Origin of the sequence: Synechococcus sp. 65AY6A5 (assembly GCF_002760415.1) — a bacterium.
GTDB lineage: Bacteria > Cyanobacteriota > Cyanobacteriia > Thermostichales > Thermostichaceae > Thermostichus.
The window spans coordinates 453258-464727 of the sequence record NZ_AXUW01000001.1 but is presented as its reverse complement, the minus strand read 5'-3'; the positions used below and the strand labels follow the sequence as shown (position 1 = coordinate 464727).

Genomic DNA, 11470 nt, shown 5'->3' with positions numbered 1-11470 from the left:
TTGATCCAGCCTTTCTGTTCCCATCGCCTCAAGGTGTGGAGACACACCCCAAAATAATCCGCCGCTTCTCTCGGTTTTACATACCTAGCCATACCAAGCAGCCATACTGAACATACTGTACATTATTTTCAGTATAGTCCAGCATATCATTGACTAGAGTCATGCTCCTACGGCAGGTGGTTTTTACGGGGAAGAGGAGTCTTTTGCCAGTTCCGGCTGCAGCGGCTGGGGATCGGCAATGTTGGGCAGCTCCAGACAGTAGCCCGCCCCGTAGACAGTTTTGATGTACTGGGGGTGGCGCGGATCCGGCTCCAGCTTGGTGCGCAGATGGCGGATGTGGACGCGAATGGTCTCGATGTCGTCGTCGGGCTCGTAGCCCCACACTTCCTGCAGGATTTCGCTGGGGGAGACTGTCTGGCCGTGCCGCTGCATCAGGCAGTGGAGCAGGTCAAACTCCAGGTGGGTGAGCTTAATGGTTTTGCCAAACCACACCGCCTCGAAGCGCTCTGGCACCAGGGTGAGGGGGCCATAGGTGAGGATCTCGCCGTGTTTGGCCGTCTGGGGAATGCGATCGGCACGTCGCAGCAGGGCCCGCACCCGCACCAGCAGCTCCTGCACCTCAAAGGGTTTGGTCAGGTAGTCGTCGGCGCCAGCGTTGAAGCCTTCAATCTTGTCTTGGGTTTGGCCGAGGGCGGTGAGCATCAGGATCGGGATCTCGCTGGTGCGCTCCTCCCGCCGCAAGCGCTGGCAAACCGTCAGGCCGTCCACCTGGGGCAGCATCAGGTCGAGAATGATGAGATCCGGAAGAACCTGCAGAGCCAGTGCTTGTCCGCGTACCCCATCGGTGGCCTTCACGACCTCATAGCCCGCCAACTCCAGATTGATACGCAGAATATCCAGAATTGAAGGGTCGTCCTCAATGATGAGTATGCGAGCCATAGCCGGTTGCAGCCCAAACTGCGGATAAAACGTTTTGTTAAATCAGCTAACAAGAGTCCAAAGCTTTACGACTCAAAGTTTACTTAATTCTAGCCTCATTGCAAATCTGGCCGGGAGGCGGGTGGGCGCGGCTCCAGGGGAGACCCTTCATCCGGCTTGGCGGGCACGCTTTTTCGGATCCCCTTTGGGAATGGCGGCGATGAGGCGGCGGGTATAGTCCTGCTGCGGGTTCCGGTAGATCTGAGCGGCAGGGCCAATTTCTTCGATGCGGCCTCGGTTCATGACCAGAATGCGGTCGCTCATGAACTTGACCACGCTCAGGTCGTGGGAGATGAACAGATAGGTCAGTCCCAGCTCCTCCTGCAGATCCTTGAGCAAGTTCAGCACCTGGGCCTGTACGGAGACATCCAGGGAAGACACTGCCTCGTCGCAGACGAGCAGGCGCGGCTCCGAAGCCAGGGCGCGGGCAATGCAAATCCGCTGCCGCTGCCCGCCGGAAAACTGGTGGGGCAGACGATCCAGCGCCTCGGGATCCAACCCGACTCGTTCAAACAGGCGTTGGGCTCGTGCTCGCCGCTCGGCGGCGTTTCTCCCCATCCCGTGCAGCACCATCGGCTCCATGACGCTGGCTCCCACACTCATGCGCGGATCCAAAGAGGCTGCCGGATCCTGAAAGATAAGCTGGATCTCGCGGCGCAAGCGGCGCAGGCGCCGAGGCGGCAGGCGGAGCCAGTCTTCTCCGTCGTAGATTACCTGGCCGGAACTGGCGCGGATTAGACGCAACAGGGTTCGCCCCAGGGTGGTTTTGCCGCAGCCGGACTCGCCCACCACCCCCAGGGTTTCGCCTGGATACAGGTCGAAGCTGATCCCGTCCACAGCTCGGATCTCGCCCACCTGGCGGCCCAATGGCCCGCGACGGACGGCATAGTGGGTGCGCAACTCCCGCACCTGCAACAGAGGGGGCTGGCTGCATATCTGGCGCAGCCGTTCTTCCTCTTCGGCGGCTGGGATCTCCAGTTGCTGCCACCGCTCCTCGAGGGATCCCCCCTTTTCCTGGAAATCCTGGACGGTGGGCAGCCGCCGCAACCGCCGCTCCAACGGTGGGCGACAGGCCAGCAGGCCGCGGGTGTAGGGGTGCTGGGGATCCCAAAAGATCTGTTTCACCGATCCTTGTTCCACGGCTTGGCCCCGGCACATCACCACCACCTGATCCGCCAATTCCGCCACCAAATTGAGGTCGTGGGTGATGAAGAGGATCGCCATCTGTCGCTGCTGCTGCAGATCCCGGAGCAGGCGCAAGATCTCGGCTTGCACCGTTACATCCAAGGCGGTAGTCGGCTCATCAGCAATCAACAGCTTGGGGTTAGAGGCGATGGCACAGGCGATGGCCGCCCGCTGGATCTGGCCGCCGGAGAGCTGATGGGGATAGCGCTCCAGCATCTGGGGAGAAAGCTGCACTTCCTCAAACAGGCGGATGGCTTGGGCGCGGAGCTCCGCTGGGGGGAGGGAGGTGTGGGCCCTCAGGGTTTCCCGCAACTGCTGGCCACAGGTGTAGAGGGGGTTGAGGGCGGTGCTCGGCTCTTGGAAGATCATGGCGATCTGGGAGCCGCGGTAGCGCCGCCGTTGCCGGGGATCCAGCCGCAGCCAGTCCACTGTTCCCTGGGGGCCCTGAAAGAGAATGGTGCCTTCCACCCGAGCGGAGCTGGGCAGCAAGTCCATCAGCGTCAGGGCGGTTATGGTCTTGCCGGATCCGGATTCCCCCACTAAGCCCAGGACTTGTCCGGCCCCCAGTTGAAAGGACAGCCCATCCACCACCGGGGATCCCAAGCATTCTGCCTGGCTGCCGGCAGTGCGGCTGGGCAAGAAAACCCGCAACCCCTGAACAGTCAGAAGGGCAGAAGTGACAACCGGAGCGACATCGGCCATGGCTGAGGGCGGCGATCGAGGGATTGGCAGGATTATAGACCACCGCTCCAGCTTCCCTTCTTTCCCCGCTGGGGCAGCTCCAGGACTTCGGCAGCGTCGCTGAGGGAGTCTGGGTCTCAGCTACAAACTCAGCTCAGGATTGCCAAAACCTTAGCGGGCGGGCCGGAAGATCCCAAAGCAGGAGGTGTAGCCGTGCAAAAAGGTGGATCCCCCCACCGGGCCGATCTCGCCGTTGCAAAAAAAGCCCCCCAGGGGTAGCTCTCCCAGCAATTCCCGAAACCGTTGCGAGTCAAAGTTGGGGGTACCGTACAGCCCCTTGCCTCGTCCCAGGCAGGAGAACATCAGCGCCCCACAGGGATCCGGCTTGGGTTGAGAGGAGCGTTCTGCGGGGTAGCTTTGCTGTAGGTTGCGCTCGGCACAATAGCGGCTGAGGGCCCACCGCAGATCTTCTGCCGAAGTCTGGGCATCGCGCAGATGAAACTGCACCGTCTGGCCGGGGCGCACCCGATCCCCGATGGCGATCGCCCCCACCCGTGGATCGATGCCCAGGATCACGCGAATGAGAAAATCTCCCGACGTCGGCTCGGATTTGAACTCGTCCATCAGCAGGCCGATGAAGAGAGCTTGGCGGGCCAAGCGTTGATCCGATGGGCTGAGCCGTTCGGCCAAATCCTGTAAGACCGCCAAAGGAGGACGCCCCTCCAAGCTGAGGATCACATTCCCCTCCGCTTCGGTGACGCGCAAGGGATCCCCAATCGGGCGACATCCCTGAGCCACCACCGCATCTAGCACCACGTTGCCGGAGAGGGCCAGCCCCACCGTGCCTTCCCGATACAGCTCCCGCCGGGGTGTGGGGGTACGCGCATCCAGCAAAAACAGAGCATTGCCGCGAGGGCCGCGGCCGCCACTGGCCAATCCCCCCACCTTGACCGCCCCCGGATAGGCAAAATCCAGCCCTTGCAACAGCTCAGAGATTCGAGAGGAAAATCCATCCGCCAAGAGCAGAAAATGGGGCTTGCTCTGCGGCAAAACTCCAACCAAGTCTATCCAGGCCGAAGGAGGTGCATCCAAGTCGGGCAATTGGTTTCCCCGCAAATAAAAAGGGTGCAAGGCCACATCCGGCAGCACCGCCAAAGACAGCGACAGGGCCGGCCCCTCCTCAATTTCATGCCCCCCACCCACGATCCCGCCGCCGGAGCAGCCGATCAAAACGTCCACCTCCAACAGCTCCGACAACAGGGGCAGCACGCGAATGTACTCGCTGGCAAAGGCCGCCGACACAAACAGGATCCCCAAGTTGGGCCGCAGCGGCTGAGAGGGGACGTACCCGGTGAGCAGCCCCGGCAGGCTGCCGGATCCCACCGCCTGCACCTGTCGCGTCAGGGCGCTCTTCAGTTGGGCTACCTGGAGCTTAGCCTTAGCTTCCTCCACCACCTGCCGCAGAGCCGCTTCCAGAGAAGGGAGCTGGGAGAGCGCGTTCACCCACTGCATCGGCGTGTTCCTACGGTCTGGAGTTTGCTTTTTTAGGCTAGCAATTTATGCCCGGGACTGGCTGTTCTGCGCAGCCTCTTGTTTGAAACGTGTTTAGGGCAGATAGGGCCGCGGATCCACAGGCGCGCCCCCGCCGGGGCGGACTTCAAAGTGCAAGTGTGGCCCTGTGCTGCGGCCCGTATTGCCCCGGCTCATGATTACCTGGCCCTGCTGCACATACTGGCCCTTGGACACATAGATCCGGTGACCGTGGGCGTAGCGGGTAACGATCCCGTTGGGATGGCGAATATCGACGCGATTGCCGTAGCCATCCCCGGCATTGCCGGCAAAAATGACCTCCCCCTCCTGAACGGCTACAATGGGGGATCCCACCGGGCCGGGAATATCGACCCCGGCATGGAAGCGACCGCGACGGTAGCCAAAGCCGGAGGTGATTTGCCCCGCAACCGGCCAGATGAAGCCACTGCTGCGGGCCGGAGGAAGAGCTGGAGGAGGAGCTGCCGGCGCTGGCCGAGCTTGGGATTGGCTCCGGGCTCGTCGCCCGGGGGCCGGCGGGGCGGGCTGCGTGCCAGGCGCCGGAATTGTCAGGCGTTGGCCAATGCGTAGCCAGTGGGGATTGCGCAAGTGGTTAGCCTGGATGATCGACCGCTGCGTCACCCCATAGCGAGCGGCAATCCGCTCGATGGTGTCGCCAGCTCCCACCGTGTGGACCAGCGAGCCACCGGCCAAGAGGGCCTGTCGTTCTTGCTGCATCTGCTGGGCCTGGCGTTGCTGCTCGGCCTGTAATCGAGCTTGTTCCTGGGCTTCCTCTTCCTGGCGGCGGCGTTCTTCTGCCTCGCGGCGGGCGAGCATCTCGTTCTCGCGCCGGATCAGCTCGCCCACATCGCCGGGGATGAGCAGTCGTTGGCCAATGCGCAGATACTCAGGCCGATCCAGGGGAGTTGCCTCGATGATCCGCTGCTGCGGAACCCGGTAGCGGTTGGCAATGTCTTCCAGTGTATCTCCCGGCTTGACGCTGTAGATCAATCCCGGCTGGCTGGGGATCAGCAGCTTCTGCCCTGGCCGCAGCGGCGTACTGGCTTGAATGCCGTTGGAGACAGTGATGGCGGCGGCATCGAGCTGGTACATCTGGGTCAGATGCCAGAGGGTTTCCCCCGGCTGCACCTCATGCTCGAGAATGCCTCGGGGCCCTTCCCCAGTCGGGATCTGGCCCGCCTCGAAGGCTTGCCGCAGTTGGGCTTTTTTTTGCTCGTAGTTCTGCTGCAGGGCGCCGGACAGCGTGTGCACCGAGGGCGGAATCGGCTCCGCTAGCCGGGATCCCCAAGGGTGACGAGAAAGCTGGCGTTGATGCAGCGTGGCCACCCCCGCCAAGCCCAGCATGAGCAAGAGGCCGGTGGCCCACCTCGGGTAGCCCCGTCGCGCCGGAGCCAAGGTCGAGGGATCTGGATTTTCTAGCTCGGCTGGCTCATCGGAGGGGGCCGGCCCCGACTCTTCCAGGGCATCGGCGTGGGGATCGGCCTCCAGCTTCAGGAGCCACACCAGGCCCGTTAAGCTGAGAGAAAGGGCTAAGCCAGCCCACCGGAGTCTTGACGGGGCAGACAGAAGTGCCGGCTCTCCCCCCTCGGCAGCCCGCTCCTGAGCGGTCGGGATCCCTGCCGGATCCTTGGGCGGAGAAAGGGTGCTCACGGCAGCGCTATGGATGTCCAGCTCCCTCCCCTGGGCATCTGAGAACGTCAATCTTTGGGGCATCCTCACACCAACAGGCTGACACTAGAGTGAAAGAGAAGATGTCAAAATTGAGGCCAGCGGCCCCTTGCTGCAAGCTCCACCGAGGCCGGTGAAGCCCAAGCGCAGTTCGATAATGAATACGTTGGTTCGCACTCAGGTTAGAGTACCGTAGTTAATAAATCTAGACAAGTCTTTGCAGGTAACTTCAGCTAAAATGCTTGTCCCACAATGATTTCAGCCTTCGGCCTGTTGAGATTTTGTCGAGCCTTATCCGATGTAGAACAGAGTGTGCCACCGTGCCGATCTGGAAGATAAAGCCCGCTTTGCTGTAGCTGAAACTACAAACCAGGATTCTCCATGACTTTGGTTGTCTACAACACCTTGACTCGCCGTAAGGAAGTGTTTCAACCCTTCGGTGGCTCTGAGTCCATTTCTGCCGACGAGGCGGCGGGCGGGGAGAAGCCGCTGGTGCGGATGTACGTCTGCGGCGTCACGGTTTACGACCTCTGCCATCTCGGCCACGCGCGCACCTATGTGGTGTGGGATATGGTGCGTCGTTACCTGGAGTGCCGCGGCTACCGGGTGAAGTATGTGCAGAACTTTACCGACGTGGACGACAAGATCCTCAAGCGGGCCTTAGAGCGGGGCGAGTCGATGCAGGCGGTGGCGGAACGCTTCATCGCCGAGTATTTCCAAGATATGGATCGCCTCAACATCAAGCGGGCCGATCTCTACCCCAGGGCAACCCGATCGCTGCGGGCCATGTTCGAGCTGATCCAATCGCTGGAGCTCAAGGGCTTTGCCTACCGGGTACGGGATCCCCTCGCCCCTCAGGGGGAGACTCCTGCTTACGATGTCTACTATGCCGTCCGTAAGTTCCCGGATTACGGCCAGCTCTCCGGTCGCAAGCTGGAGGAGCTGGAGGCAGGGGCCAGCGGCCGGGTGGGAGAAGAGGGCGCTGGCAAACGGGATCCCTTTGACTTTGCCCTTTGGAAGGCGGCCCCCCCTTCCGAGCCGGGGTTTGAGTCCCCTTGGGGTTGGGGGCGACCGGGCTGGCACATCGAGTGTTCGGCCATGGTGCGAGAGACTCTGGGGGATCACATCGACATTCACGCTGGTGGGGCAGACCTCATTTTTCCCCACCACGAGAACGAGCTGGCCCAATCCGAGCCAATTACCGGCAAGCCGCTGGCCAAGTACTGGCTGCACAACGGCTTTGTCAACGTCAACGGCCAGAAGATGTCCAAATCTTTGGGCAACTTCACCACCCTACGACAGGCCCTTGCCCTCTATCACCCCATGGCCCTGCGGCTGTTCCTGCTGCAGACCCATTACCGCAGCCCGATTGACCTCACTGAAGCAGCAATGGAGGCGGCCAGCCACGGCTGGGAGACTCTCCAAAAAGGGATCCACTGCGCCCAGCAGTTTGGCCAAGGGGGATCCCCCGATTCCGAGGCGATGAGGGCTTTCCAGACGGCCATGGACGACGACTTCGGCACCCCTGGGGCGCTGGCTCTTGCCTTTGAGCTGGCCAAGGAACTGATCCGCGAGCACAACCTCTTGACCCACCAGGGCCACACCCACCTGCAGCCGCACTTGCTGAGGCAGAAGGGCGCCGCCCTGCTGGAGATCTTGGCCACGCTGGGCTTCTGCTGGCCCCAGCCTGCCCAGGGATCCGAGAAAGCTGCCGCCAACGGGGAACTGGCCAAGCTTCCACCCCTTGAAGACGCGCGGATTGAAGAGCTGGTGGCCCAACGCACGGCGGCCCGCAAGGCGAAAAACTTTGCCGAAGCCGATCGCATTCGGGAGCAGTTAAAGGCTCTGGGGATCACCCTTATCGACCAAAAAGACGGCACCACCCGTTGGCTGCGGCAGTAGGCAGGCGGGGTTGGGATTGCCCATCACGCAGGGATCCCCGAGCTGGAAACGGCCTTTCGGTAAAACTCAGCCATTTCGGCAAACCACTCGGCCCGCGAGGGATCCCAGGTGTAGAACATGTGGCCGCCGCGGTAGTGGCGCAGGGTGAGGTTGGCCTTGAGGCGGGGATCCAGCTTCATCAAATCCACCAGGTGGTTGGAGGCAAAGTAAGGGGTGACCAGGTCGTAGAAGCCGTGGTGAATGCTCACCCGCATGTGGGGGTTGAGGGCCATGCTGCTGCGCAGCTCGTCCATGGCGCCGATGAACCCTTGCTTGAGCTCCCCCTTGGGGGCGAAGCGCCAGGACTTGAACACCTCTAGGTTCAGGAGGTGATAGGTCAGCTCCGTGTCCACCTGCAGGGTCTCCCGCAGGTGGCTGTTGATGGCGGCAGTAAACAGGCGATCTACCCCATCTAAGGTGGGATCGGATCCCTCGAAGGTAGGCCGATCCGGAAAGGGATCCACGGTGGTTACAGAGGCGTCGTAGAGCCCCAGCACCAGCCGCTGGGAGCGCAACAGCTCGCGGGCAAAGCTGGCCGGGTCGATCCGCCCCCCCTTGTGGGCCACATACTCCGGCGAGAGTCCGATCCCTGCCGCCATCTCCGCGTAGATGGCCTGCCGCTCCGCTTCTGGCATCGCCTCTCCCATGGCCAAGAGGGGCAACAGCCGCTGGCGGGCAAAGCCTTCTGCTTTGGGCAGCAGGATCTGCAAATCCTCCCCCCAGCCACACCGCCCATGATAGGCTGCTGTGGCGACATAGGAGGGGAAAAGCATTGCCCAGGTGCTGAGGTTGTAATCGGTGGTCTCCAGCAGCCCGAACTCGATGGCCGGCGAGATGAGAATAGCCCCCGACAGGCCCACGCCAAACTTGGCTTGCAGCTCCTTGGCCAGCCGCGCCACCCGAAAGCCCCCGTAGCTCTCGCCGGCAATGAAAATGGGAGAGAGCCAGCGCTTGTAGCGCGAGAGGAAGCCCTGGATAAACTCGCCCAAGGATTGCAAATCCCGCTCCACGTCCCAAAAGGGAGCCTCCTTGGGGGGCTCGTCTTCCTTTTCCTCCGCCTGGGTGGGCTTGGCCGCCGGATCGGATTTTTCCTGAGAACTTTTGGCGTCTTGAGACTCCTTGGGCAGGGCGCGGCTGAACCCCGTCCCCACCGGATCGACAAAGACCAAATCAGAAAACAGCAGCCAACTTTCGCCGTTATCCACCAGTTGCACTGGCGAGGGCGGCAAGCTGCCGTTGGGCCCAAAGCGGAGGCGTCTCGGCCCCAGGGATCCCATGTGCAAATAGGCAGAGGCCGCCCCCGGCCCGCCGTTGAAGACGAAGGTGAGAGGCCGCTGTCGGGAGTCAACCTCCTGCCTCAGATAGGCGACGTGGAAGATCTCGGCTACCGGCTTTTCCCGCCGGAAGAGGGTCTGCCAGCCGGCCACCGCCCTGTAGGGGAAGGACTTTCCCCCGGCGTTGAACGTGTGCTCCGTGGTGTGCAGGACAGGAGTGGACTTGGATTCTGCAGGCATAGAGACACGGGATCCACAACTTGCTGATCCAGTGAATCACAAGTTGCCGGATCTCCACCCCTGCCTTGGAACAGAAGCCGGGGATTACAGGGTGAGCGGCGCTTCCAAAGTCAGATTAAACGACTGGCCGGGGCGCAGCACCACCACCTGGGGAGCGGTTACATTGCCCACCACCACGCCAGCCACTGCCCCGCCTAGAACATTGCCCGCCGAGACGCCGCCGCTGATGGCTCCCAAAAGGGTGCCTGCGACTGCCCCGATGGCTGCATCCTGGGCGATGGCCTCAGCCGAATACTGGCGGGGATCCTTCTCGTCGTGGAGGATGCCGGAAGAGGCCTGCAGGCTATAGGTGCGACCGCCGAGGACGATGGAGGTGGCAACAAAGCGGGATCCGCCCGGTGCCGGTTCCATTTGCCCAAAAACGCGGCTGCCCGCCGGGATCACCAAACGCCCCTGGTTGTCGAAAATGTTTTGCGTGACGGCCACCTCCAGCGGGTAGATGGTGTCGGGGTAAAAGTATTGCGGCCCTTCGCTGCTGAGGCTGCCGACGGGAATAATCGTCCCCTGCTCAAGGCGGTAGGCACCCAATTGGAAAAGCGGCTGGGCCTCTCCTGGCAAGGGGGCCAGCAGAGGGATCCCTGCCAAACCGATCGCGGCTGCTGCTAAGATAGCTTTCATCCAGAAGTCTCCAATTCTCCGAAGTTCTGCACGTGCCCGCGGCCTTTTCGGGCCGAGGTTTGTCCTTTTGCGGTTTTCTCTACACTTCCAGGTTACCCAATCCCAGTTCCGGTTTCCTTTCCGACTCGAGTAGCTTGGTTTTCAACTTTGGGCAGTTTTGAGCGGCCTAGGTGGCCAGTGAGTTTTTCAGACAGGCTCAAAAGTGCTGGAAGGCCTGCTGGCGGCTGAGGATTTGCCCGTCCTGCAACCGCACCGTCCCCTGCGGATCCCAGCCGGTTACTTCCCCAATCCAGGCGGCTCCTGGCAACTTTTCCAACAGATGCTTGGCCACCGACACCTCGGCACTGAGAAGCAGCTCAAAGTCTTCGCCCCCATAAAGCGCCCACTCCAAAGCTTGGGCCGGGAACGCCTGGCGCAAAGCCACCGAAATCGGGATCCGCTCCGCCGCGATCCGCGCCGCTACCCCACTGCTCTGGCACACCTGCACCAGGGCGTCCGCCAAGCCATCGCTGGTGTCCATGCCGGCCAGGCGCAGAGGACCGGGGAGCGCTTCCAAAAGGGACAGAACATCCAAGCGCGGGCGCGGGTATTGGTGGGCTCTGATCAACTGCTGCCGCTGTGCTGCCGTGGCTGAGGATCCCTGTTCGGGATGGAGCAGCAGCTCCAGGCCGGCCCGCGCGTCGCCGTGGGGCCCTGTGACCACCAGCCAATCGCCCGGCTGAGCCCGTCTGCGCTCAATCGCCCGCCCCGGCTGCACCGATCCCAGGGCCGTGATCGCCACAAACCGCTGCGGCGACCGACACAGATCCCCCCCCACCAATTCTGCTCCCCAACGGGCACAGCAGGCCCGCATCCCTTCGTAGAGCTCCTCTACCCAAGCCACCGGCGTGGATCCCGGCAGGCCCAAGCCCACCACCAACGCCCGCGGACGGGATCCCATCGCTGCCAGATCCGAGAGATTGGCCGCCACCGCCCGCCAGCCCACCGCGTGGGCCGGGGTTGTCACGTCGCTAAAGTGAACCCCCTCCACCAAGACATCGGTGCTCACCACCAACTGCCCCTCAGGAGCGGGCAACACCGCCCCGTCGTCTCCCACCACCTGGGCAGGACAGTAGCGCTGCACGATCTGCAACAGCCCCGCCTCGCCGATGGCCGAGATGGGCGTGGGAGAAGAGCTGCTCTTGGGTTGAGGGAAAAAGTCGGGAAGATCGCTGAACAAAGGAGCCCCTGGCGGATGCACGCAGCCAAAAACCTATGGTTGCAAAATGTTAGGGGCA

General features: G+C 62.3%; 8 protein-coding genes and 1 pseudogene. 1 reads left to right on the top strand and 8 read right to left on the bottom strand.

All coding sequences use genetic code 11. The features are described 5' to 3' along the window. From SYN65AY6A5_RS02125 to SYN65AY6A5_RS02105, 5 genes and pseudogenes are all read right to left on the bottom strand, one after another. Positions 1-92, bottom strand: a pseudogene (locus tag SYN65AY6A5_RS02125) (IS607 family transposase); the annotation flags it as partial. Positions 93-183: 91 nt separating this feature from the next. Next, on the bottom strand, positions 184-939 hold the full coding sequence (locus SYN65AY6A5_RS02120; RefSeq protein ID WP_011430714.1) for a response regulator transcription factor: 756 nt from the start codon (positions 937-939) through the stop codon (positions 184-186). 147 nt (positions 940-1086) lie between these two features. Then, positions 1087-2865, bottom strand: a complete 1779-nt coding sequence (locus SYN65AY6A5_RS02115; RefSeq protein WP_011430715.1) for an ABC transporter ATP-binding protein — start codon at positions 2863-2865, stop codon at positions 1087-1089. A 150-nt stretch (positions 2866-3015) separates the two neighbouring features. Further along, positions 3016-4356 (bottom strand): FIST N-terminal domain-containing protein, encoded by a 1341-nt coding sequence (locus tag SYN65AY6A5_RS02110; RefSeq protein WP_011430716.1) that lies wholly within the window; start codon positions 4354-4356, stop codon positions 3016-3018. Positions 4357-4449: 93 nt separating this feature from the next. Then, a complete protein-coding gene (locus SYN65AY6A5_RS02105) occupies positions 4450-6093 on the bottom strand; it encodes a LysM peptidoglycan-binding domain-containing M23 family metallopeptidase (protein WP_228375256.1) in 1644 nt (547 codons plus the stop codon). A gap of 348 nt (positions 6094-6441) precedes the next feature. On the opposite strand from SYN65AY6A5_RS02105, the gene cysS reads away from it, so the two are divergent. After that, positions 6442-7962: a cysteine--tRNA ligase gene (gene cysS / locus SYN65AY6A5_RS02100; protein ID WP_011430718.1), complete on the top strand. Its 1521-nt coding sequence runs from the start codon at positions 6442-6444 to the stop codon at positions 7960-7962. Between the two features lie 23 nt (positions 7963-7985). On the opposite strand, the gene SYN65AY6A5_RS02095 is transcribed toward cysS, so the two are convergent. The 3 genes from SYN65AY6A5_RS02095 to thiL form a co-directional block, all read right to left on the bottom strand. Beyond that, positions 7986-9515, bottom strand: coding sequence for a peptidase S10 (locus tag SYN65AY6A5_RS02095; RefSeq protein WP_011430719.1), 1530 nt, complete (start codon positions 9513-9515; stop codon positions 7986-7988). A gap of 84 nt (positions 9516-9599) precedes the next feature. Next, positions 9600-10193 carry a hypothetical protein gene (locus SYN65AY6A5_RS02090; RefSeq protein WP_011430720.1) on the bottom strand — a complete coding sequence of 198 codons (594 nt, stop codon included), beginning with the start codon at positions 10191-10193 and terminating at the stop codon, positions 9600-9602. Positions 10194-10389: 196 nt separating this feature from the next. Continuing rightward, the gene (thiL, locus tag SYN65AY6A5_RS02085) at positions 10390-11412 is read right to left on the bottom strand and encodes a thiamine-phosphate kinase (protein ID WP_011430721.1); all 1023 of its coding nucleotides are present in this window, start codon (positions 11410-11412) and stop codon (positions 10390-10392) included. Positions 11413-11470: the final 58 nt, after the last annotated feature.

Bases quoted from the DNA above. Each gene is read 5' to 3' on its own strand.
- SYN65AY6A5_RS02120 (WP_011430714.1), bottom strand. From the start codon at position 939: ATGGCTCGCATACTCATCATTGAGGACGACCCTTCAATTCTGGATATT.
- SYN65AY6A5_RS02095 (WP_011430719.1), bottom strand. From the start codon at position 9,515: ATGCCTGCAGAATCCAAGTCCACTCCTGTCCTGCACACCACGGAGCAC.
- cysS (WP_011430718.1), top strand. From the start codon at position 6,442: ATGACTTTGGTTGTCTACAACACCTTGACTCGCCGTAAGGAAGTGTTT.
- SYN65AY6A5_RS02115 (WP_011430715.1), bottom strand. From the start codon at position 2,865: ATGGCCGATGTCGCTCCGGTTGTCACTTCTGCCCTTCTGACTGTTCAG.
- SYN65AY6A5_RS02090 (WP_011430720.1), bottom strand. From the start codon at position 10,193: ATGAAAGCTATCTTAGCAGCAGCCGCGATCGGTTTGGCAGGGATCCCT.
- SYN65AY6A5_RS02110 (WP_011430716.1), bottom strand. From the start codon at position 4,356: ATGCAGTGGGTGAACGCGCTCTCCCAGCTCCCTTCTCTGGAAGCGGCT.